Source organism: Galactobacter valiniphilus (assembly GCF_003575975.1).
Taxonomy (GTDB): domain Bacteria; phylum Actinomycetota; class Actinomycetes; order Actinomycetales; family Micrococcaceae; genus Galactobacter; species Galactobacter valiniphilus.
The window spans coordinates 119,291-140,619 of record NZ_QQXK01000005.1 but is presented as its reverse complement, the minus strand read 5'-3'; the positions used below and the strand labels follow the sequence as shown (position 1 = coordinate 140,619).

21 protein-coding genes are annotated in these 21,329 nt (G+C 68.7%); 11 read left to right on the top strand and 10 right to left on the bottom strand.

Features of this window, described 5'->3' with window-relative positions; genetic code table 11:
• Positions 1–30: 30 nt before the first annotated feature.
• Positions 31–1,524 (bottom strand): amino acid permease, encoded by a 1,494-nt coding sequence (locus tag DWB68_RS03930; RefSeq protein WP_119423834.1) that lies wholly within the window; start codon positions 1,522–1,524, stop codon positions 31–33.
• Positions 1,525–1,712: 188 nt separating this feature from the next.
• Here DWB68_RS03930 and DWB68_RS03925 point away from each other — a divergent pair, with 188 nt between their 5' ends.
• The 5 genes from DWB68_RS03925 to DWB68_RS03905 are packed head-to-tail and all read left to right on the top strand — an operon-like array spanning position 1,713 to position 6,813.
• Positions 1,713–3,080 carry a glutamine synthetase family protein gene (locus tag DWB68_RS03925; RefSeq protein WP_119423833.1) on the top strand — a complete coding sequence of 456 codons (1,368 nt, stop codon included), beginning with the start codon at positions 1,713–1,715 and terminating at the stop codon, positions 3,078–3,080.
• Positions 3,061–3,810 carry a gamma-glutamyl-gamma-aminobutyrate hydrolase family protein gene (locus DWB68_RS03920; protein WP_199700370.1) on the top strand — a complete coding sequence of 250 codons (750 nt, stop codon included), beginning with the start codon at positions 3,061–3,063 and terminating at the stop codon, positions 3,808–3,810. The genes DWB68_RS03925 and DWB68_RS03920 overlap by 20 nt, the downstream gene beginning before the upstream one ends.
• On the top strand, positions 3,811–5,169 hold the full coding sequence (locus tag DWB68_RS03915; RefSeq protein ID WP_119423832.1) for an aldehyde dehydrogenase family protein: 1,359 nt from the start codon (positions 3,811–3,813) through the stop codon (positions 5,167–5,169).
• A 33-nt stretch (positions 5,170–5,202) separates the two neighbouring features.
• A complete protein-coding gene (locus DWB68_RS03910; RefSeq protein ID WP_119423831.1) occupies positions 5,203–5,994 on the top strand; it encodes a 3-oxoacyl-ACP reductase in 792 nt (263 codons plus the stop codon).
• 27 nt (positions 5,995–6,021) lie between these two features.
• Complete coding sequence (locus DWB68_RS03905; RefSeq protein WP_233548599.1) at positions 6,022–6,813, top strand: FadR/GntR family transcriptional regulator; 792 nt, start codon at positions 6,022–6,024, stop codon at positions 6,811–6,813.
• A 5-nt stretch (positions 6,814–6,818) separates the two neighbouring features.
• On the opposite strand, the gene DWB68_RS03900 is transcribed toward DWB68_RS03905, so the two are convergent.
• Positions 6,819–7,448 (bottom strand): hypothetical protein, encoded by a 630-nt coding sequence (locus DWB68_RS03900; protein WP_119423830.1) that lies wholly within the window; start codon positions 7,446–7,448, stop codon positions 6,819–6,821.
• Entirely contained in the window at positions 7,445–8,125 is a 681-nt protein-coding gene (locus DWB68_RS03895) for a hypothetical protein (RefSeq protein WP_119423829.1), read from the bottom strand. Before DWB68_RS03895 ends, DWB68_RS03900 begins: the two co-directional genes overlap by 4 nt.
• 98 nt (positions 8,126–8,223) lie before the next feature.
• On the opposite strand from DWB68_RS03895, the gene DWB68_RS03890 reads away from it, so the two are divergent.
• Together DWB68_RS03890 and DWB68_RS03885 are read left to right on the top strand one after the other, a co-directional pair.
• Positions 8,224–8,601 (top strand): DUF3054 domain-containing protein, encoded by a 378-nt coding sequence (locus tag DWB68_RS03890; protein ID WP_119423828.1) that lies wholly within the window; start codon positions 8,224–8,226, stop codon positions 8,599–8,601.
• An 84-nt stretch (positions 8,602–8,685) separates the two neighbouring features.
• Positions 8,686–8,967, top strand: a complete 282-nt coding sequence (locus tag DWB68_RS03885) for an Lrp/AsnC family transcriptional regulator (protein ID WP_119423827.1) — start codon at positions 8,686–8,688, stop codon at positions 8,965–8,967.
• A gap of 108 nt (positions 8,968–9,075) precedes the next feature.
• On the opposite strand, the gene trpD is transcribed toward DWB68_RS03885, so the two are convergent.
• Positions 9,076–10,134, bottom strand: a complete 1,059-nt coding sequence (trpD, locus tag DWB68_RS03880; RefSeq protein ID WP_233548598.1) for an anthranilate phosphoribosyltransferase — start codon at positions 10,132–10,134, stop codon at positions 9,076–9,078.
• Between the two features lie 224 nt (positions 10,135–10,358).
• On the opposite strand from trpD, the gene ctaE reads away from it, so the two are divergent.
• From ctaE to qcrB, 4 genes are all read left to right on the top strand, one after another.
• Positions 10,359–11,009, top strand: coding sequence for an aa3-type cytochrome oxidase subunit III (gene ctaE, locus DWB68_RS03875; protein ID WP_119423826.1), 651 nt, complete (start codon positions 10,359–10,361; stop codon positions 11,007–11,009).
• Between the two features lie 62 nt (positions 11,010–11,071).
• Positions 11,072–11,878 (top strand): cytochrome bc1 complex diheme cytochrome c subunit, encoded by an 807-nt coding sequence (gene qcrC / locus DWB68_RS03870; RefSeq protein ID WP_119423825.1) that lies wholly within the window; start codon positions 11,072–11,074, stop codon positions 11,876–11,878.
• A gap of 68 nt (positions 11,879–11,946) precedes the next feature.
• On the top strand, positions 11,947–12,999 hold the full coding sequence (gene qcrA / locus DWB68_RS03865; RefSeq protein ID WP_119423824.1) for a cytochrome bc1 complex Rieske iron-sulfur subunit: 1,053 nt from the start codon (positions 11,947–11,949) through the stop codon (positions 12,997–12,999).
• Entirely contained in the window at positions 12,999–14,666 is a 1,668-nt protein-coding gene (gene qcrB, locus DWB68_RS03860; protein ID WP_407645644.1) for a cytochrome bc1 complex cytochrome b subunit, read from the top strand. Before qcrA ends, qcrB begins: the two co-directional genes overlap by 1 nt.
• 449 nt (positions 14,667–15,115) lie before the next feature.
• Here the strand turns inward: qcrB and DWB68_RS03855 are convergent, their stop codons facing one another.
• From DWB68_RS03855 to DWB68_RS03830, 6 genes are all read right to left on the bottom strand, one after another.
• Positions 15,116–15,928 (bottom strand): GntR family transcriptional regulator, encoded by an 813-nt coding sequence (locus DWB68_RS03855; protein WP_233548597.1) that lies wholly within the window; start codon positions 15,926–15,928, stop codon positions 15,116–15,118.
• A 215-nt stretch (positions 15,929–16,143) separates the two neighbouring features.
• The gene (locus tag DWB68_RS03850; protein WP_119423822.1) at positions 16,144–16,542 is read right to left on the bottom strand and encodes a cytochrome c oxidase subunit 4; all 399 of its coding nucleotides are present in this window, start codon (positions 16,540–16,542) and stop codon (positions 16,144–16,146) included.
• Between the two features lie 6 nt (positions 16,543–16,548).
• Complete coding sequence (ctaD, locus tag DWB68_RS03845) at positions 16,549–18,270, bottom strand: aa3-type cytochrome oxidase subunit I (protein ID WP_199700368.1); 1,722 nt, start codon at positions 18,268–18,270, stop codon at positions 16,549–16,551.
• Positions 18,271–18,276: 6 nt separating this feature from the next.
• Complete coding sequence (gene ctaC / locus DWB68_RS03840; RefSeq protein WP_119423821.1) at positions 18,277–19,155, bottom strand: aa3-type cytochrome oxidase subunit II; 879 nt, start codon at positions 19,153–19,155, stop codon at positions 18,277–18,279.
• 172 nt (positions 19,156–19,327) lie between these two features.
• Positions 19,328–19,693, bottom strand: a complete 366-nt coding sequence (erpA, locus tag DWB68_RS03835; protein WP_119423820.1) for an iron-sulfur cluster insertion protein ErpA — start codon at positions 19,691–19,693, stop codon at positions 19,328–19,330.
• Between the two features lie 141 nt (positions 19,694–19,834).
• Positions 19,835–21,250, bottom strand: a complete 1,416-nt coding sequence (locus DWB68_RS03830) for a M20/M25/M40 family metallo-hydrolase (protein ID WP_119423819.1) — start codon at positions 21,248–21,250, stop codon at positions 19,835–19,837.
• Positions 21,251–21,329 lie beyond the last annotated feature (79 nt).

Genomic DNA, 21,329 nt, shown 5'->3' with positions numbered 1-21,329 from the left:
GCACGCTGCTGTCTGCGGTGGGGCGAGCGCCTAGCGCTCGTCGCCGCTCAGATCCTCGGCGTCGAGGCCGCCGTTGATGGCGTACTGCTCCTCCGGCGAGAGCACGAGGCGGTGGCGCCCGTAGAGCCCGAAGGCCAGCAGCATCACGACGTACAGGACGGCGATCGCGACGATGGCCGGCAGGTACGCGGGATTGAGCAGGAAGCCGACGAAGATGAAGGCCGAGATCACCGCCGCGGCCACCGCGCCGCCGATCCCCCACGGCGAGCGGTAGGGGCGCTTGGCGTTCGGGAACTTCTTGCGCAGCACGATGAAGGCGACCATCTGCATGAAGTACGCCACGACCGCTCCCCACACGGCGATGTTGAGCACGATCATGCCCGCCACGCCGGTGGAACCGCCGGCGGCCTGCACCACGACCAGGGCGACGAAGCCGATGACGGCGCCGGCCACGAGCGCCACCCAGGGCGTGTGCCGCTTGCCCGTGAGCGAAAGGAAGCGGGGGTAGTAGCCGGCGCGGGAGAGGGAGTACATGTTGCGGCCGTAGGCGAACATGATGCCCTGCAGGCTCGCGAGCAGGCCCACGAGGGCGAAGAGCGCGAGCACTGCGGCGAGGCCGTCGCCCACGATGGCGCGGAAGCCGTCCAGCAGCGGCTCCACCGAGGCGCCCGTCTTCTCGGCGCCCAGGACGCCCGTGTTGAAGAAGAGGACGAGCAGACCGGTGATGATGAGGGTGCCGCGCGCCCAGAGGCCTGCCCGCGGGATGTCCTTGGTGGGGTTGTGTGACTCCTCCGCCGCGAGCGGCAGCTCCTCGATGCCGAGGAAGAGCCACATGGCAAAGGGCAGGGCGAACAGAATGGGCAGCACGCCGTGCGGGAGGAAGGCGCTCTGGCCGGCGTCGGGCGCGATGTCCCAGAGGCTCGCGAGCGAGAACTGGCCGGAGAAGAGCACCATGGCGGCGAACACGACGATGATCGCCACGGAGATCACGGAAACGACGATCGCGAACTTGAAGGAGATCGCCGCTCCTGCCGAGTTCAGCGCGACGAAGGCCACGTAGAGGATGAGCCACCACACCGGCTGCGGGAGCGAGAAGTTCAACAGTTCGGAGGTGATCGCGTCGGCGTAGGACGCCGAGAAGAAGACGATCACCGCCGTGGTGGCGACGTACTCGACGGTTTCGGCGAGTCCCGTGATGAAGCCGGCCCACGGACCCATGGCCGCGCGGCCGAAGGAGTAGGCACCGCCCGTGTGGGGCATCGCGGCGGCCATCTCGCCGATCGAGAAGACGAGGCCGTAGTACATGACCACGAGGATCGCGAACGCGATCATCATGCCGCCGAAGCCGGCCTGCGTGATGCCGGCGTTCCAGCCGGAGAAGTTGCCGGAGATGACGGCGCCGACGGCGAGGCCCCAGAGGCCGATGACGCCGGCGGAGCGCTTCAACTGGCGCTTTTCGAAGTACTGCTCATCAGCGCTGGCGTACGTGACGCCACCGACCTTCAAGGGTTGTTGCTCGCTCATCCCAAACCTCACTGACGCGTGTTCACTCCCCGGGGATTCGGGGCGTGGATCTGGTGCTGCTGATGGGCGCACACGCTACGGCGATTAATGGTTGTGTGTCCATACCTTTGTGTGGTTCAGTGTGTCGCGTGACACAGCGGGCCGGGGAAACGGTCCCCCAGCACAGCCCCATGGCGGAAGGCAGCACGATGCAGAGCAGTTCCGGCAATCTTTCTCTCGAGGAGCTCCGGGCCGGCGTGGCCGACGGGGTCTACGACACCGTGATCGTCGGCTTCACCGACATGCAGGGCCGCCTCGTCGGCAAGCGCGTCTCGGCCCGGCTCTTCAGCGAGGAGGTGGCCTCGCACGGAGCGGAGTGTTGCAACTACCTGCTCGCCGTGGACGTGGACATGAACACCGTCTCCGGCTACGCGATCTCCAGCTGGGAGCGCGGCTACGGCGACATGGTCATGAAGCCGGACCTCGGCACCCTGCGCAAGATTCCGTGGCTGCCGGGTACCGCCCTCGTGACAGCCGACCTCTACTGGCTCGACGACGCCCCCGTGAAGCAATCGCCGCGGCAGATCCTCTCCGCGCAGCTCGCCAAGCTCGCCGAGCGAGGCTGGACACCGTTCGTCGGTACCGAGCTCGAGTTCATCGTCTTCGACACGCCGTACCGGCAGGCCTGGAAGCAGGCCTACCGCGATCTCACCCCGGCCACCGACTACAACGTGGACTACGACCTGCAGGCCTCCACCCGCATGGAACCGCTCATGCGCGACATTCGCGTGTCGATGGACGGCGCCGGCATGTACGGCGAGGGCATCAAGGGCGAGTGCAACCTGGGCCAGCAGGAGATCGCCTTCCGCTACGCCGACGCGCTCAAGACCTGCGATAACCACTCGATCTACAAGAACGGGGCCAAGGAGATCGCCGAGCAGCACGGCAAGTCGATCACCTTCATGGCCAAGTTCAACGAGCGCGAGGGCAACTCCTGCCACGTGCACCTCTCCCTGCGCGATGCCGCAGGCACGCCTGTCTTTGCCGACGACGCCGAGGCCAACGGCATGAGCAAGACCTTCCGCCACTTCCTGGCCGGCCAGCTCGCTGCCCTGCGCGAGTTCACGCTCTTCTTTGCCCCGAACATCAACTCGTACAAGCGCTTCGTCCCCGGGTCTTTCGCCCCCACGGCCGTGGCCTGGGGCCTGGATAACCGCACCTGCGCCCTGCGCATCGTGGGCCACGGGCAGTCGATGCGCTTCGAGAACCGCGTCCCTGGCGGTGATGTGAATCAGTACCTCGCCGTCGCCGCCATGATCGCCGCGGGCCTCTACGGCGTGGAGCACGAGCTCGAGCTGCCCGAGGCGCTGACCGGCAACGCCTACGCCTCCGACGCTGAGCATGTGCCCCACACGCTGGCCGAGGCCGCCGAGCTCTTCGAGCACAGCGACATCGCGCGCGCCGCCTTCGGCGACGACGTGGTGGACCACTACGTCAACAACGCCCGCATCGAGGTGGCGGCCTTCGAGTCGGCCGTGACGGACTGGGAGCGTTTCCGTGGCTTCGAGCGCCTCTGATCCGGCGCCGCTGATCGGCATCACCACCTACCTGGAGCAGGCCCAGACCGGCGTCTGGGACGTGCCCGCCAGCTTCCTTCCCAAGGTGTACCTGGACGCCGTGACGGACGCCGGGGGGATCGCCCTCCTCCTGCCGCCGCAGCCCAGTTCACCCGAGGTGGCCGCCGCTGTGATCGCGCGGCTGGACGGGCTGATCGTCTCCGGCGGGGCCGACGTGGATCCCACCCTCTACGGGCAGGCCTCCCACCCCAAGACGGGAGCCCCGCGGGTGGACCGCGACGCATGGGAGACCGATCTGTTGACGGCGGCCGCCGACGCCGACCTTCCATACCTCGGCATTTGCCGCGGCGCCCAGGTGCTCAACGTCGCGCGGGGTGGCAGCCTCCACCAGCACCTTCCGGATCTGGTCGGCGACGAGCGCTACCAGCCGGGCGCTGCCCAGTTCGGGACCGAGGCCGTGAGCGTCGAGCCCAGCACGGCGCTCGGCTCGCTCGTCGGCGACGGCGTGGACGCCCAGGTGTACCACCACCAGGCGATCGACGCCGTGGGCGAGGGCCTCGTGGTCACCGCCCGCTCCGCCGACGGGATCATCGAGGCGATCGAGGATCCCGCCGCTCGCTTCGGCGTCGCCGTGCAATGGCACCCCGAGGAGGACGCGGAGGACCGCCGCATCTTCGCCGGGCTGATCGACGCCGCCAAGGACTTTGCCCGCCAGAAGCAGGAGCACTAGATGTCGATGCACACCATCCTCAACCCGGCCGACGAGTCGCTTGTCGCGGAGGTCGCAGGCCTCAGCGTCGAGGAAACGAATGAGGCCGTCGCCCGCGCCAAGGCGGCCCAGCGCCGCTGGGCTGCCCTCTCCCCCGCCGACCGCGCCCTGGGCCTGCGGCGCTTCGCCGCCGCCGTGGACGCGGCCATCCCCGAGCTGGCGGCCCTGGAGGTGCGCAACTCCGGCCACCCCATCGGCAACACGACCTGGGAGGCGGGGCACGTCCGCGACGTGCTCACCTACTACTCGGCCTCCCCCGAGCGGCTCATCGGCTCCCAGATCCCCGTGGCGGGCGGCATCGACGTCACCTTCCACGAGCCCATCGGCGTGGTCGGCGTCATCACGCCCTGGAACTTCCCCATGACGATCGCCTCGTGGGGCTTTGCACCGGCGCTCGCCGCCGGCAACGCAGTGGTGCTCAAGCCGGCCGAGTGGACACCGCTCACGAGCCTGCGGCTGGCCGAGCTGGCGCTCGAGTCGGGCCTGCCCGAGGGGCTCTTCCAGGTGCTGCCGGGCAAGGGCTCCGAGGTGGGCGCCCGCCTCGTGGAGCATCCGGACGTGGGCAAGCTCGTCTTCACGGGCTCGACGGCCGTGGGCACGCGGCTCGCGGCCACCGCCGCCGAGCAGGTCAAGCGCGTCACCCTCGAACTGGGCGGCAAGAGCGCCAACATCGTCTTCGCCGACGCCGACATCGAGAAGGCGGCCGCCACGGCGCCATCGAGCGTGTTCGACAACTCCGGGCAGGATTGCTGCGCTCGCTCGCGGCTCCTGGTGCAGGCGAGCGTCTACGACGAGTTCATGGAGCGATTCGAGACCGCGGTCAAGGACTTCAAGGTCGGGGACCCGACCTTGGCCGAGACCCAGATGGGACCGTTGGTCTCGGCGCTGCACCGCGATCGCGTGGCGGAGTACGTGCCCGACGACGCCCCGGTCGCCTTCCGCGGCTTTGCCCCCGAGGGACCCGGCTACTGGTTCGCGCCGACCGTGCTGACGCCGCAGCGGGGGGATCGCGTGGTGCGCGAGGAGATCTTCGGGCCCGTCGTCTCCGTCCTTCGTTTCGAGGACGAGGCCGACGCCATCGCCCTCGCCAACAGCAGCGAGTACGGCCTCTCCGGCTCCATCTTCACCCGGGACCTCGGGCGGGCGCTGCGCGTGAGCCGGGCGGTCGAGGCGGGCAACCTCTCCGTCAATTCCCATTCGTCTGTGCGGTACTCCACGCCCTTCGGCGGCTTCAAGCGCTCCGGCCTGGGCCGCGAGCTCGGGCCCGAGGCGGCCGAGCACTTCACCGAAACCAAGAACGTCTTCTACAGCGCCGACTAGTCGGCCCCTCCAGCTTTCAACGGAAGGATTTCAATGAGCGAGATCACCCCCTTCGATCTGTCCGCCCGCCTGGCCGGCAAGGTCGCCGTCATCACGGGCGGGGCCAGCGGCATCGGCCTTGCGACCGCCAAGCGGCTCGCGGCGGAGGGCGCCCAGATCGTCATCGGCGACATGGCGCCGGAGCCCGGGCGGGCGGCGGCCGACGCCGTCGGCGGCACCTTCATCCAGGTCAACGTGACCGACAAGGCGCAGGTAGATCACCTCTTCGATGAGGCGGCCCGGCTCTACGGCTCGGTCGACATCGCCTTCAACAACGCCGGCATCTCGCCGCCGGACGACGATTCGATCGAGACGACCGAGCTCGACGCGTGGGACAAGGTGCAGCTGGTCAACCTGACGAGCGTGTACCTCTGCTCCCGCGCGGCGCTGCGGCACATGAAGGCCCAGGGCTCCGGCTCCATCATCAACACCGCCTCGTTCGTGGCGGTCATGGGTTCCGCGACCTCGCAGATCTCCTACACGGCCTCCAAGGGTGGCGTGCTGGCCATGAGCCGCGAGCTCGGCGTGCAGTTTGCCCGCGACGGGATCCGCGTGAACGCCCTCTGCCCCGGCCCCGTGAACACGCCGCTGCTGCAGGAGCTCTTTGCCAAGGACCCCGAGCGCGCGCAGCGCCGCCTGGTCCACGTGCCGGTGGGTCGCTTCGCCGAACCCTCCGAGATGGCGGCGGCCGTGGCGTTCCTCGCGAGCGACGACGCCTCCTTCATCACGGCCTCGACCTTCCTCGTGGACGGCGGGCTCAGCGCCGCCTACACGACACCCCTGTAGGCCACGGGCGCGAACTAGGCTGGAGGGGTGAAGAACCTGGACGGCCTCGGCGGCGTGGGGGCAACGCCGGGAACGGGGGACGTGGATCCGCCCCTCGATCCCGGCGTGCTCCTGCGGCCCAGCCACGCGGCCAACGCCTTCGAGGAAACGGTCCACTCGCTCCTGCAGACCATGCGCCTCGGCGTGATCGGCCCCGGGGAGCGGCTGCCGGCCGAGCGCGAACTCGCGGTCATGCTCGGGGTCTCCAGGGACACGTTGCGCGACGCCATGGGCTCGCTCGCCGAGGCCGGCTACGTCATCGCCAAGCGCGGCCGCTACGGCGGCACCTTCGTCTCGGACCCGTTGCCCGGCACCACGCCCGTGGTGGGGGTGGACGGCGAGCTTCGTCAGCGCGAAAGCATCCCGGCCACCGAGGTGAACGACGCGCTGGTCCTGCGGCGTGTGCTCGAGGTGGGGGCGGCCCGCCAGGCGGCGGCCGCTCCCCTCGCGCCCCCGGCGCGGCGCCGCCTCGAGCTGGCCCTGAGCGAGTGCGGCGAGGCCCCGCTGGCGGACTACCGCCGGCTCGACGCGCGCCTGCACCTGCTCGTGGCCGAGATGAGCGGCAGCCTGAGCGTGCTGCGGCTCGTGGCCGAGGTGCGGATGCGCGTCAACGAGCTGCTGGACAGGATTCCGTTGCTTCAGCCGAACATCGAGCACTCGAACGAGCAGCACGCCGAACTCGTGGCGGCCATCGTCGCGGGCGACGCGGACGCGGCAGCCGCCATCATGGAGGAGCACATCGCCGGCTCAGAGGCGCTCCTGCGCGGCTTCCTGACCTAGGCGGATCAGCCGCGCAGGAGGATGCCCAAACCGGCGCAGGCCGCCGCGGCCAGGACCGAAACCAGCGTGCCGAGGATGAAGCGCTCGGAGGTGGCCTGCCCGTGCGCCTGCTTGAGTTCGGGGAAGCGCCCGAGCCCCTTGACCGCCAAGACCACCGCGAGACCCCCCGGCCAGCCGGCCAGGAGCGTCGCTGAGATGGCGATGCGTTCGAACACGCCGATGAGCGCCCCACCCCGCAGCAACGCGGAACCCGGATCGGCCGGCGGTTCGGCGGTGGCCGATCCGCCCGATGCTGGGGCCACGATCGCGGGCTCCACCACGTCCTCACCGACGTCCGGCACCGCCTCGGGCGGGGATGCCTCCGTCGCCCGGCCCACCACGCGCGTGGCGGAGAGGGCGGTGACGGTGAGCGCGGAGCCCAACCCCACGGCGGCGATGACGGCCGCGGGGGCAGCGAGCCAGGCGGGCGCGTGCTCGCCGCTCACGAGGCCGAGCAGGCAGGCGGCCAGGGCAAGCACGGTGCCGAGGGCCGCCAGCAGGCGCACCTGCCACACGCTGAGGGCCTGGGTGTCCCATGCCACGGGCGCGCACACGAGGCCGGAGACGGCCAACAGGATGGCGGCGAGGATGCTCATGCGTGACTCCCGGGGGTCTGCTGGTCGAGGCCAGGCGCCTCCAGCCCGGACAGGCGGGCCAGCGCACCCTCGGCCGCCGTGGTGAGGGCCTGGCATTCCTCGAACCAGGCGGCGCCGAGCCGGGCGGAGACGGCCTGCTGGCTCACGCCCAGTTCCGCGGCGATCCGCGCCTGGCCCCAGCCGCGCTCGCGCAGGCGGCAGGCCTGCCACTGTTCCTCGCTGCGCCGGCGCAGGCTGAGGGCGATGAGGGCCAGCTCGGCCTCGAGCCGCGCTGCTCGTTCGCCGAGGCGGGGCTCCAGTGCCGACTCCCCCGACTCCCCCGACGCCTGGACGAGCCGGGGTGCCGCCGTCAGCGCGATGCGCGCCTGCGTGCGCTTGGAGCGTTCAACGGCGTCGCGCGCGGCCTCGAAGGCCGGCCCGGCCCCCGCGCGGGTCTCTGCGGGCAGCGGCAGGCGCACCGGTCCCACGCCCACGCCCACGTTCCACTGCCCCGTCCCGGCGGCGTCGAGCGCCGCCCCCGTGGCCGCTCGCGCGTCGTCGAACACCGCCTGCACCTCATCCCCTGCCGTGCGCTGGAACGCACGCACCGTGGGGTGCTTGGCCACGAGGTCCAGCAGTTCCGGCACGCGGTCGGCTCCGTGGCGGGATCCGCGCTGGTCGAGGGTGAGGACGATCATGGACAAAGCCTAGGCCTTGTTTTCAGGAAAACAAGGCCTGATCTTTGTGAAGCGTCCCGGGCGCGGCGCCGACCCCGCTCCCCTATAGAATCTGATGCATGCGTCGTTACGGGTGGCTCCTCTGGTTTGTCCTTGATCTTGTGCTCGTCGTGGTCTTTGCCGCCTCGGGTCGGTCCACGCACGAAGAGAGCGTCGACGTCCTGGGCACGCTCGGCACCGCAGCGCCGTTCCTCATCGCCCTCACCGCGGCCACGCTCGCCACGAAGGGCTGGAAGACCATCAACGACGTCTGGCCCTGGGGCTTCGTCGTGTGGGGCGGCACCGTGGTGCTCGGCCTCGGCCTGCGCGTCCTCATGGGCTCCACCGCCGCCTGGCCCTTCATCCTCGTGACCACCGGCACCCTCGCGCTCTTCCTCATCGGCCGCCGCGCAGTGGCCGGCCTCCTCATTCGCAATCGCGTCAAGCTGCGCGGCTGAGCGCCGCCCGGCGGTAACGTAAGCGAGCAGGCGCCCAGCGCCGCCGCAGGCCCCACGCCCCTCGAGCTCCCTTCAGGAGGAGACATGATCACCGCCTTCGTCATGATTCAGGTGGAATCCGCGCTGATTCCCGAGGCGGCCCAGGCGATTTCCGAGTTGCAGGGCGTGGCCGAGGTGTATTCCGTGGCCGGCGGCGAGGCCGACCTCATCGCCGTGGTGCGCGTTGGCGCCCACGAGGAGCTGGCCGACGTCATCCCCAACCGCGTCTCCAAGGTGGCCGGGGTCAAGGAGACCACCACCCACATCGCCTTCCGCGCCTTTTCCAAGCACGACCTCGAGGCGGCCTTCAGCCTCGGCCTCGAGTAGCGGCGCCGCTCGCCGCACCCACAGCACTGCGTCGGGTGGTCACCTTCACGGTGACCACCCGACGTCGTTCTGTGCTGGGGTCCCGCCGGAGGGGCGGGAGGTGGCCGTCTAGGCGGCGTTGCTCGCGGCCACCCAGCGCTCGAGCACGCCGGCCGCCGCACCGCTCTCGACCGAGGCGCGGGCGCGCAGCAGGGCGGCAGACAGTCGCTCCTCGAGGGTTCCCTCGGCCCGCTCGTCGTACGCGACGAGCGCGCCGGCCGCGTTGAACAGCACGGCGTCCAGGGCCGCACCCTCGGTGCCGGCGAGCACATCGCGGACCACCTGGGCGTTGTGGGCGGCCTCTCCCCCGCGCAGATCGTCAAGCGTGACGCGAGCCAGCCCGAAGTCGCGGGCGTCGATGCGGTGCTCGCTCACGGCGCCGGAGCGGACCTCCCAGACGTGGTTCTCGGCCGTGGTGGTGAGCTCGTCCAGCCCATCGTCGCCGCGGAAGACGAGCGCCCGCTTGCCGCGCGAGGCCAACACGCCGGCCATGATCGGGGCCATGCGCGCGTCGGCGCAGCCGATCGCCGAGGCCGTGGGGTTGGCCGGATTGGTCAGGGGCCCCATGAAGTTAAACGCCGTGGGGACGCCGAGCTGCGCGCGGGCCGGCGCCGCGTGCGCCATGGAGGGGTGGAAGATGCGGGCGAAGCAGAAGGTCAGGCCGGCGGACTCGAGCACACCGGGCAGCGCTTCGGGCGGCAGGTCCAGCTTGACGCCCAGGGCCTCGATGACATCGGCCGTGCCGGTGGTGGACGAGGCGGCCCGGTTGCCGTGCTTCACGACACGGGCGCCGGCGCCGGCGGCCACGAAGGCCGCCATGGTCGAGATGTTGACGGTGTTCTGGCGATCGCCGCCCGTGCCGACAATGTCGAGGCTCTCGCCGCGGATAGGCAGCGGACGGGCTGCTGCGCTCATCGCCTCCACGAGGCCCGCGAACTCATCCACGGTCTCGCCCTTGGCGCGCAATGCAACCAAAAAGCCGGCCACCTGCACATCGCTCGCTGCACCCTGCATGATCTGCGACATCGCCCACGTCGACCATCGCTGGGGCAGGTCCTGCCGAGCAATCAGGGCGGAAAGAACCGCGGGCCAGGTGGGGGTCGTGTCATCCAGGACTGAGGCGTTCACAGCCCAAGGCTAACCGCCTTGCGGGGGCCTCCCAGGCCTGCATGGCGGCCCGGGCGCGAACATGACGGGCCACGCGACACGCCCATGTCTACTACCGCTGGTAGAAGACTTGACCCCCGGTATCCGCGTCAATCCGCGAAAAATGCCGCCACATCGGCCAAACGACGGGCAATCGGGCGGCCCGTGCGTTGGGTAAAACGGCCCTCGATGAGGATAATGAGGGGGTGACCACTGCGACTTCATCACTTAGCACCCAGGCGCACTCCTCCCCGAGGCGCCCCAACATGGTTGCCGTCGGGACCATCGTCTGGCTCTCTTCGGAGCTGATGTTCTTCGCGGCACTCTTCGCCATGTACTTCACCCTTCGCGCGGCTGTGCCCGAGGTGTGGGCCCACGACACCGAGGCGCTGAACATGCCCCTCGCGCTCGTGAACTCCCTCATCCTCGTGGCCTCGTCCTTCACCTGCCAGATCGGCGTGGCCAAGGTCGAGTCCCACGGCAAGCCCGCGCAGCCCCGCCGCACCGGCTCGATTTGGGACCTGAAGAACTGGGGAATGGCCGAATGGTTCTTCCTCTCCTTCTTCATGGGCGCCATCTTCATCGCCGTGCAGGCCTTTGAGTACACGGAGCTCGTGCACGAGGGCATCACGCTCGCAAGCTCGGCCTTCGGTTCGGTCTTCTTCCTGACCACCGGCTTCCACGGCCTCCACGTCATCGGCGGCCTGATCGCGTTCCTGCTGATCATCGGCCGCGCGTACATGGCCCGGAACTTTGGCGCCCACGAGGCCACCTCCGCCGTCGTTGTGTCCTACTACTGGCACTTCGTCGACGTGGTCTGGGTCGCCCTGTTCCTGATCATTTACGTCATCAAGTAAGCCCCCCTGGCGCCCACGCACGGGCGTCACCTACGCACCACCCCGAAGTGAGGACTCAGCTCGTGAAGGCTTTCTCGCAACGTCGGCGCTCCCCGCTGGCGGTGTTCGCCCTCCTCGTCATCGGTCTGCTCGTGACCGGCGGCCTGTACGCCGTCGCGTCCGGTTCCGTCTCCAAGGCCCAGGCCGACGAAACCACGCAGGCCGTCCACGGCAACGCCGAGAATGGCGGCAAGCTGTTCCAGGCGAACTGCGCCACCTGCCACGGCAAGGCCGCCGAGGGTTCCGACTCCGGCCCCTCCCTCGTGGGTGTGGGCGCCGCCTCCGTCGACTTCCAGGTCGGCACCGGCCGCATGCCTATGCAGATGCAGGGCCCCCAGGCCCAGTCCAAGCCCGTCCAGTTCGACGAGCAGCAGACCAACGACCTGGCCGCCTACGTCGCCTCGCTCGGCGCCGGCCCGTCCATCCCCAGCGCCGAGGAGCTGGACACCTCCAGCGTCTCCGATGAGGATCTCGCCGCTGGCGGCACGATCTTCCGCGTGAACTGCGCCATGTGCCACAACGCCGCCGCCGCCGGTGGCGCGCTGACGCGCGGCAAGTTCGCCCCCACGCTGGCCGGCGTGACCGAGAAGCACATCTACGAGGCCATGGTCACTGGCCCGCAGAACATGCCCGTCTTCAACGACTCCAACATCACCTCGGAGCAGAAGAAGCAGGTCATCGCCTACCTCAAGCACATCGAGGCTCAGGGCTCCCCGGGCGGCGCCGCCCTCGGCCAGCTCGGTCCGGTGGCCGAAGGCCTGTTCATCTGGACGGCCGGCCTCGGCCTGATGGTCGCCTTCACCATCTGGATCACGTCGCGTCACGCGTGATCCTCGGGGGGACCGTTCCCCCTACCCCACACTTCACACGCACATCTGAGAGAAGGTAGAGAGACACTATGGGCGACGAACGTCACGGTGACCCGAAGCATTCGGGTGCCGTCGATCCGGTCGGTCAGGGAGGGGTGGACACGTTCACCAATCCCGGTCTGCCTCCCCATCCCCCGCGCATCACCGATGTGGATCCCAAGGCCGAGAAGCGCGCCGAGCGCCAGGTCATGGTTCTGTTCATCATTTCGGTGATCGGCACGGTCCTGTTCTTCTTCGGCTACTTCGGCGTCGGTCACACCGGCATCGAGATCGGCACCAAGCTGCGCCTGCAGAACACGCTGATCGGCCTGGGCACGGCCTTTGCCATGCTCGGCATCGGCCTGGGCATCATCCACTGGGCCAAGGCCCTGATGCCCGATCACGAGACTGCTGAGCTCCGCCACGAGATCGCGCCGGAGTCCCAGCGCGCCGAGGCACAGGAGATCATCGAGCAGGTGCTCGAGGAGTCCGGCATGAAGCGCCGCAAGGTGCTGCGCAACACCCTCCTGGGTGCCGCTGCCATCGCGCCGCTGCCGGCGATCTTCATGTTCCGCGACCTGGACCGCTCGCAGCTGGGCGCCCACGACATGGTCGACCGTCTGCGCCACACCATGTGGTCCGAGGGCGTCCGCCTCGTGCGCGACCCCTCCGGTCTGCCGATCAAGGCCGCCGACGTTCAGCTGGGTTCGGCGTTCCACGTCATCCCCGAGGGCCTGAACGAGCTCCACGAGGGCAAGCTGAACGAGAAGGCCAAGGCCGTCGTTCTGCTCATGCGCCTCCCCAAGGACAAGATGAAGGTCTCCCCCGGCCGCGAGACCTGGAACGTCGACGGCATCGTCGCCTACTCCAAGATCTGCACGCACGTGGGTTGCCCCGTCGCACTGTACGAGCAGCAGACGCACCACCTGCTGTGCCCCTGCCACCAGTCCACCTTCGACCTGACGCAGGAGTGCAAGGTGATCTTCGGCCCCGCCGGTCACGCCCTGCCGCAGCTGCCGATCAAGATGGACGATGAGGGATACCTGGTCGCTCAGAGCGACTTCCAGGAGCCCGTTGGCCCGAGCTACTGGGAGCGTGGCTGATCACTATGTCTCAGACGACTGAATACACCCCCACGACTGAGGTTGGCCGCATCGCCAACTTCGTCAATCAGCGCACCGGGGCGGCCGCGGCCGTCAAGGAGTTCGGCCGCAAGATCTTCCCGGATCACTGGTCGTTCATGTTTGGTGAAGTGGCGCTGTACTCCTTCATCATCCTGCTGCTCTCCGGCACCTTCCTGACGTTCTTCTTTGATCCGTCGATGGCCGAGACGCACTACGACGGCTCCTACGTGCCGTTGCGCGGCATCGAGATGTCCGTGGCCTACTCGTCCTCGCTCGACATCTCCTTCGATGTCCGCGGTGGCCTGTTCATGCGCCAGGTCCACCACTGGGCCGCCCTGCTGTTCGTGGCCGGCATGTCCGTCCACATGCTGCGGGTCTTCTTCACCGGCGCCTTCCGTCGCCCGCGTGAGTTGAACTGGGTTGTCGGCGGCGTGCTGCTGATCCTGGGTATGGCCGCTGGCTTCACCGGCTACTCGCTCCCCGATGACCTGCTCTCCGGCAACGGTCTGCGCATCATCGACGGCGTCATCAAGGCCATCCCGGTCGTTGGTACCTACATCTCCTTCTTCCTCTTCGGTGGGGAGTTCCCGGGCACCGCGATCATTGGCCGCCTGTACGTCCTGCACATCCTGCTGGTTCCGGCGATCATCCTGCTGATGGTCGTGCTGCACCTCATGATGGTCGTCATTCACAAGCACACCCAGTACCCCGGCCCGGGTCGCACCGAGGACAACGTCGTCGGCTTCCCCGTTGGCCCGGTGTACGCCGCCAAGGCCGGTGGCTTCTTCTTCGTGGTCTTCGGCGCGATCGCCGCGATCGCCGCTCTCTTCCAGATCAACCCGATCTGGAACTACGGCCCGTACGACCCCTCCCCGGTCTCCGCCGGTACTCAGCCTGACTGGTACATCGGCTGGGTCGATGGCGCCCTGCGCCTCATGCCTGGCGTGCTTGGCGACTTCTCGTTCGAGCGCACCGTCGCCCTGCCGTGGGGCCACAACACCTTCGTGTTCAACGTCCTGCTGCCGGCCCTCGGCCCCGCGCTCTTCCTCCTCGGCCTGCTCTTCGCGTGGCCCTGGATCGAGCGTTGGATCACCAAGGATGACCGCGAGCACCACATCCTGGACCGCCCGCGCAACGCCCCGTTCCGCACGGCCGTTGGTGCCGCCGGTGTCGTGTTCTACTGCACGATGTGGGCCGCCGCCTCGTCCGACCTCATCGCCACGCACTTCCACGTGTCGCTGAACGATGTGACGTACTGGCTGCGCACCATCTTCATCCTCGGCCCCTTCATCGCCTTCTGGATTACGCGTCGCCTCTGCCTGTCGCTGCAGCGCAAGGACCGCGAGACGGTGCTGCACGGCCGCGAGGCCGGTGTCATCGTGATGTCGCCCGAGGGTGGCTACTCCGAGAAGCACGAGCAGCTCAACGAGTACAAGCGCTGGCGCCTGGTGTCCTTCGACACCCCGCAGCACCTTCCGGCTCAGCCCGACGAGAACGGCAAGATCACCAAGAAGGAGAAGCGCCGCGCCAAGTGGAGCAAGTTCTTCCTCGAGGATCGCGTCGCCCCCGTCACGCCGGCCGAGCTGGCCGCCGCGCACGACCACCACGAGGTCGAGGGAGGCGATCACAAGTCGCTGGCTCACTGACCACTCCCCCGCTTCACCCGAGGGCCCCACACGCATTGAGCGTGTGGGGCCCTCGGGCTTTTGCGTGTCTGGGACCTGGAGACGCACGACGGCGGGTGGTTGCCAGGGCGCAGACGGCCCGCTCTCAGGGCCGTTGGGTGCTGGGGCGGCAGGGGGCTGGGCGCTGGGGCGGCGGAGAGCGCGTTGCTCGACTCTCCGTCCGTTGCTCGGTCTCCATCGGCCCCGCAGCCGGGCGGCGCGTGGATCGGCGCCGCGCAGACCGGAGGAGTCCAGCGGTCCGAGCGTCGGGCCCCACGTCGCCCGTTGAACGCCCCGAAGCCCGCGCCCCGACTCGTGTACCGCACGGTCACCAGCGTGAGGCGTCGCGGTGACCGTGCAGCGCGCGAGGCGAGGGGTGGACGGACGCGCTCGGTCGCAGCGACTGCGCTGGGTTGCCTGCGGTGGCGCGGCTAACGCGTGAGCGGCACCGAGAGGCGGTAGCGGTCGGCGCGGTAGAAGCAGGCCGAGTAGTTCATGAGGGTGTCGCCGGCGTAGGCGTGGCGCACGAGCTGCAGGAGCGGTGCCCCCTCCCCCACGCCGAGGAGTCGGGCCTGCACCAGGGAGGCGGGAATCGCCTCGACCTGGTCCTCGCCCCATTCCAGCGTGACGCCGTAGCGCTCGCGCAGAAAGGCGTAGAGGGAGTGCGGGGCGCGCTCGTGCTCGAGGCCCGGCAAGCGTGCCGCCGGGAGGTAGTTCTCGTCGACGGCCATGGGCTCGCCGTCGGCGAGGAGCAACCTCTGCAGGTAGACCACGGGAGCGCCGACCTCGAGCCCCATTTCGCGTGCGAGCCAACCGGTGGCCGTGCTGCCCTCGAAGCGCAGGACGCGGGACGAGGGGTGCAGCCCCCGGCGGCGCATGTCCTCCGAGAAGGAGGTCAGGCTGACCTTGGGGGCGCCCGTGCCTCGCGGAACGAACGTGCCGAGGCCCGGGAGGCGTTCGAGCGCCCCGCGGCTCACGAGCCCGTCCGTGGCGGCCCGCAGGGTGGCACGGGAGACCTGAAGGGCCTCGGCGAGCTCCCGCTCGGACGGGAACGGGTCCCCCGGCTTGCTCTGCTGGTGCAGGACGGCATCGATGACGCGTGCGAGCGCCGCTTGGCGGCTCTCTGGGCCGCGCGAACGCTCGCCACGCTTGGCGGGCACCGCGCCGACCGCATCGGCCGCCCACGCGCGCCGCAGCGGCTCCACGAGCCGGCGTCCCTGAGCGCGTGATCCAAGCATCGTCATGCCTTCATTCTTTCACCGCGGCGTGGTTCACGGACCCCATCCGCGCCCGTGACGGCCGGCCCCACCGAGGGTGGCCCACTGCGCCGGCCGCACCTCGTGGCGTCCCGGAGCGCCGAGCGCTAGAGGTCCCACGCGCCGTCGTGCACCGATGTCCGAAAACGCCGAAGGGGCTCACCGCACAAGCGGTGAGCCCCTTCGGGTTCAGCGGGTGGGACTCAGTGAGCCCAGTCGCCGCGGGAGAGTTCGAACACCCAACCGATGATGGCCACGAGGGCCAGGCCGGCGCCGATGTACAGGACCCAGAATCCAACGGCCAGGCCGAGGAAGGAGATCGCTGCGGCGGCACCGAGCACCAGCGGCCACCAGGACCACGGGGTGAAGGTGCCGAACACGCCGGACTTCTCGGCGATTTCGCCGTCGTTGCGGTCCTCGGGGCGCTCACCGATCACGCGGGAGTGCTTGTAGAGGTACACGCCGACCATCATGGTCATGACGCCGAGCAGCGGGATGGCCAGGAAGCCCACCCACTCGGTCCACTTGGTCATGAATCCGTAGACGATGCCGACCGGGATGAAGATGATGCCGGCAAGGAAGATCTTGGCTTCAGTACGCATGAATGATCACTTGTCGCTCTGGTCGGCGGGGCCAAACACGTGCGCGAGGCCACCCATGGGGGTGTGACGCGACGAGGCAAGCTCCGGGTGGTGCAGATCCAGCGCCGGGCGCTCGGAACGAATGCGCGGCAGGGAGTGGAAGTTGTGACGCGGCAGCGGGCACGGGGTGGCCCACTCGAGCGAGGCACCGAAGCCCCACGGGTCATCAACGGTGACCTTGCGGCCGGAGCGCGCGGTGATGAAGACGTTCAGGAAGAACGGGATCATCGACACGCCCAGGAGCATGGCGCCCACGGTGGAGACCTGGTTCATGGCCTCGAAGCCGTCCGACTTCAGGTAGTCGGCGTAACGACGGGGCATGCCCATGACGCCGAGCCAGTGCTGAACCAGGAAGGTCAGGTGGAAGCCGGTGAACAGGAGCCAGAAGTGGATCTTGCCCAGGCGCTCGTTGAGCATCTTGCCCGTCCACTTGGGCCACCAGAAGTAGAAGCCGGCGAACATCGCGAACACCACGGTGCCGAAGATGACGTAGTGGAAGTGCGCCACCACGAAGTAGGAATCGGAGACGTGGAAGTCCAGCGGGGCGGAGGAGAGCGTGATGCCCGTCAGGCCACCAAAGAGGAAGGTGGTCAGGAAGCCGAGGCTCCAGAGCATGGGCGTCTCAAAGGTGATCGATCCTCGCCAGAGCGTGCCGATCCAGTTGAAGAACTTCACGCCGGTCGGAACCGCGATGAGCATGGTCATGAAGCCGAAGAACGGCAGCATGACGGCGCCGGTCACGTACATGTGGTGGGCCCACACGGCGACGGACAGGGCGGCAATCGCGATGGTCGCGTAGACCAGGCCCTTGTAGCCGAAGATCGGCTTGCGGGAGAAGACGGGGAAGATCTCCGAGACCACGCCGAAGAACGGCAGGGCCAGGATGTAGACCTCGGGGTGACCGAAGAACCAGAACAGGTGCTGCCACAGGATCGGTCCGCCGTTTTCGGCGTCGAAGACGTGCGCACCGAAGCGACGGTCGGCGCCGAGCGCGAACAGCGCGGCGGCCAGCGGCGGGAAGGCCATCAGGATCAGCATCGAGGTGATGAGCGTGTTCCAGGTGAAGATGGACATGCGCCACATCGTCATGCCCGGAGCGCGCAGCGTCAGGATCGTGGTGATGAAGTTGACCGCACCGAAGATGGTGCCGAAGCCGGACAGCGCCAGGCCGAAGACCCAGAGGTCACCGCCCACGCCGGGGCTGAAGGTGGTGCTGGAGAGCGGCGCATAGGCGAACCAACCGAAGGAGGCCGCACCCTGCGGGGTGATGTAGCCGGCCATGGCGATGGTGGATCCGAAGAGGAAGAACCAGAAGGCCAGGGCGTTCAGTCGCGGGAAGGCGACGTCGGGGGCACCGATCTGCACCGGCATGAGGACGTTGGCGAAGCCGGCAAACAGCGGCGTCGCAAACATCAGCAGCATGATGGTGCCGTGCATCGTGAAGAGCTGGTTGTACTGCTCCTTGGTATGCAGGATCTGCATACCGGGCTCCCACAGCTCGGCGCGGATGAGCAGAGCCATCACGCCGGCGATGCAGAAGAAGATGAACGAGACGATCAGGTACAGGTAACCGATCTTCTTGTGGTCGGTCGTCGTCAGCCAGTCGACGATCATCTTGCCCTTGGAACGGGGCACGACGGTCGGGGCGATGGCGCGTGCCTCGTTGGTGGCGTACTCATACGTCGTCACGAGGGATCACTTCCCTTCCTGGGTCGCGGGCAGCGTGGCGTCGATCGTCGGAACCACACCGTTGCGGTTCAGGTCGTCGCCGGCCTCGCCCTCGGGGAGCGCGTTGATCTGCTTGTTGAACTCGTCCTCGGAGACGACCTTCACCTTGAAGAGCATCTCGGAGTGGTACTCGCCGCACAGCTCGGCGCACTTGCCGGCGTACTCGCCCTCAACCTGCGGGGTGAGGTAGATGAAGTTCGTGCGGCCGGGAATCATGTCCAGCTTCTGCAGGAACGCGGGGACCCAGAACGAGTGGATGACGTCGCGGGAGTTCAGCTCGAACTTCACCGGAACGTTCACGGGCAGGTACAGCGTGGGGATGCTGGACTCGTCGGTCACCAGGCCAGGCTGGTGGACCTGAGTCGTCTGCTCGTAGCGCTTGTTGCCCTTGTAGTCGTAGTTGAAGTCCCACGCCCACTGCTTGCCGTACACGTTGACGACGAGCGGGGAGTCCACGGGCTCCTCGATGGCACGCTCGGTACGCTGCGAGAACGTAAAGAACGTGATGATGAGCGCCAGCGGGACGGCCGTGTAAAAGACCTCAAGCGGCAGGGAGTAGCTGAGCTGGCGGGGGTAGCCGGTGTCGCCCTTACGGCGGCGGTACGCCACGATGCACCACAGCGCGAGGCCCCACGTGATCAGACCGATCACGAGGGACGCGATCCACGAGTGGTTCCACAGCTCCATGATGGAACGGGTGTGGTTGGTGGTGTCCGGGTTTTCGAGGGGCAGCCAGCCCTTCTGTGCCTCGGGCGTACAGCCGGCGAGAGCGAGCGCTCCCACGGCGGCCAAGCCGGCGAACCGGATGGCCTTCCGGCGACCGCTGGTCCGGTCTTGCGAACTCACAGACGGCCCTTCCTCTTCGTTGATGCGAATGATGGGTGGAGAGTCCCGCATCTCACGCATGCGGGGGGACGCAGGCGTGAGGGCGTTCTCTACCTCGTGTAGAGAATACCCCGAACCTGCCTATGAGACGGCACTGGCGCGCCGTTCGGAACGGCGCGCCAGTGGGTGGTGCTTAGTGGAAGGAGTCTCCGCAAGCGCAGGAGCCGCCGGCGTTGGGATTGTCGATCGTGAAACCGACCTTCTCGATGGAGTCCTCGAAGTCCACCGTGGCACCCATGAGGTACGGGGCGGACATCTGATCGACGATCACCTCGACGCCGTCGTAATCCTTGACGGCGTCGCCGTCGAGGACGCGCTCGTCGAAGTAGAGCTGGTAGATGAGACCCGAGCAGCCGCCGGGCTGCACGGCCACGCGCAGGCGCAGGTCCTCGCGGCCCTCCTGCACCAGCAGGTTGCGGACCTTCTCGGCCGCGCCGTCGGTCAGGATGACCTCGTGGGCGGGCATCTCCGTGGTGTCACCGGGAACGGTGGTGGTCATGGCGTGCTCCTCATTCAATGGTTCGTGGAGACCGGTCCTGGTCGCGGGCGACCGGAACCGAGATTCCACCTTCAGTCTACGTCTAACGCGCGCGAGCGCGCCGTGATTCCTGCGGCACTGGAAGGCGCTGAGGAATCGGACTCAGGCGCGCGCCTCGGCGGCCAGGCGGGCCAGCAGGAGCGCCTCTGCGAGGACGGCCTTGTCGAAGTCGCCGATGTGCAGCGACTCGTTGGCGCTGTGCGCGCGAGAATCGGGATCCTCCACGCCCGTGATCAGGATCTGGGCCTCGGGGAAGAGCTCCTTCAGGTCGGCGATGAAGGGGATGGAGCCGCCGATGCCCATGGGCACCGCGTGCTCGCCGAACGCCTCGGAAAGCGCCCACAGTTCGGCCTGGGCGGCGGTGCCGTTCAGATCGGTGCTGAAGCTGGAGCCGGCCTCCACCGTGCGGTAGCTGATCTGCGCGCCGAAGAGGTCCTGCTTGGCGAAGTGCTCCTCCATGGCGCAGGCGGCGTCAGCGGCGGACTGGCCCGGGGCCACACGCACCGACACCTTGCCGCGGCAGACCGGCGCGATGGTGTTGGAGGACAGCGCCACCGACGTGACGTCGAGGCCGATGAGGGAGATGGCGGGCTTGTTCCACAGGCGATCGGCAACCGGTCCGGTGCCGGCCAGGCGCACGCCGTCCAGGATGCCGGCGTCGGCGCGCAGCGTGTCCTCGGGGTACTCGAGCTCGCTCACCTCGCGCTGCAGCAGGCCCTCCACCGCCACGTTGCCCTCGGCGTCGTGGAGGGTGGCCACGAGGCGCGCGGCCAACGTGGGGGCGTCAAGAATGGGGCCGCCGTACATGCCGGAGTGCACGGCGTGATCGAGCACGCGCACCTCAAACTCGCCGGCCGTCATGCCGCGCAGCGAGGTGGTCAGGGCGGGAACGCCGATCTTCCAGTTGCCGGAGTCGGCCACGATGATGACGTCGGCGCGCAGCAGCTCCTGATACTTCTCGAGGAAGTTGCGGAACGACGGCGAACCGGCCTCCTCCTCGCCCTCGATGAAGTACGTCAGGCCCAGGCCCTCGGCCGCGGCGACCTCGCTGATGGCGCGCAACGCGCCCACGTGGACCATGATGCCGGCCTTGTCGTCGGCGGCGCCGCGGCCGAAGAGGCGATCGCCCACGCGCGTCGCGACAAACGGCGGGGTGTCCCACAGCGCCTCGTCGCCGATCGGCTGCACGTCGTGGTGCGCGTACATGAGGACGGTGGGCATGCCGGGGGCGGCGGCGCGGCGGGCCACCACGGCGGTGCGGCCCTGGCCGCCCTCCTCCGTGGGGGCGTTGAGCAGCTGGACATCCTCGAGGCCCGCGGTGCGCAGCAGATCGGCCACGGCCTTGGCGCTGTTCTCGACGTGGGCCGGGTCCAGGCCCTCCCAGGCGATGGACGGGATGGCGACGAGCTCGGTCAGCTCGTCGAGGCGGCGCTGGTGGCCGGAAGCCACCGCGCTGCGCAGCTGCTCGATGATGGTCTGGGGCACGGGGGTGCTGGCCCCGGGGGTGGAAGCGGTCATGCCCTCAAGCTTAGGACCTCTCCGCCGCGAAAGGCTGGGTGTCGCCGGGCCGCACGCACGGCGTCGTGCCGGTAGACTG

Bases quoted from the DNA above. Each gene is read 5' to 3' on its own strand.
- qcrA (WP_119423824.1), top strand. From the start codon at position 11,947: ATGGGCGACGAACGTCACGGTGACCCGAAGCATTCGGGTGCCGTCGAT.
- DWB68_RS03915 (WP_119423832.1), top strand. From the start codon at position 3,811: ATGTCGATGCACACCATCCTCAACCCGGCCGACGAGTCGCTTGTCGCG.
- DWB68_RS03895 (WP_119423829.1), bottom strand. From the start codon at position 8,125: ATGATCGTCCTCACCCTCGACCAGCGCGGATCCCGCCACGGAGCCGAC.
- DWB68_RS03890 (WP_119423828.1), top strand. From the start codon at position 8,224: ATGCGTCGTTACGGGTGGCTCCTCTGGTTTGTCCTTGATCTTGTGCTC.
- DWB68_RS03900 (WP_119423830.1), bottom strand. From the start codon at position 7,448: ATGAGCATCCTCGCCGCCATCCTGTTGGCCGTCTCCGGCCTCGTGTGC.
- DWB68_RS03930 (WP_119423834.1), bottom strand. From the start codon at position 1,524: ATGAGCGAGCAACAACCCTTGAAGGTCGGTGGCGTCACGTACGCCAGC.
- DWB68_RS03855 (WP_233548597.1), bottom strand. From the start codon at position 15,928: ATGACGATGCTTGGATCACGCGCTCAGGGACGCCGGCTCGTGGAGCCG.
- erpA (WP_119423820.1), bottom strand. From the start codon at position 19,693: ATGACCACCACCGTTCCCGGTGACACCACGGAGATGCCCGCCCACGAG.
- DWB68_RS03925 (WP_119423833.1), top strand. From the start codon at position 1,713: ATGCAGAGCAGTTCCGGCAATCTTTCTCTCGAGGAGCTCCGGGCCGGC.
- DWB68_RS03910 (WP_119423831.1), top strand. From the start codon at position 5,203: ATGAGCGAGATCACCCCCTTCGATCTGTCCGCCCGCCTGGCCGGCAAG.
- DWB68_RS03885 (WP_119423827.1), top strand. From the start codon at position 8,686: ATGATCACCGCCTTCGTCATGATTCAGGTGGAATCCGCGCTGATTCCC.
- DWB68_RS03830 (WP_119423819.1), bottom strand. From the start codon at position 21,250: ATGACCGCTTCCACCCCCGGGGCCAGCACCCCCGTGCCCCAGACCATC.
- DWB68_RS03850 (WP_119423822.1), bottom strand. From the start codon at position 16,542: ATGCGTACTGAAGCCAAGATCTTCCTTGCCGGCATCATCTTCATCCCG.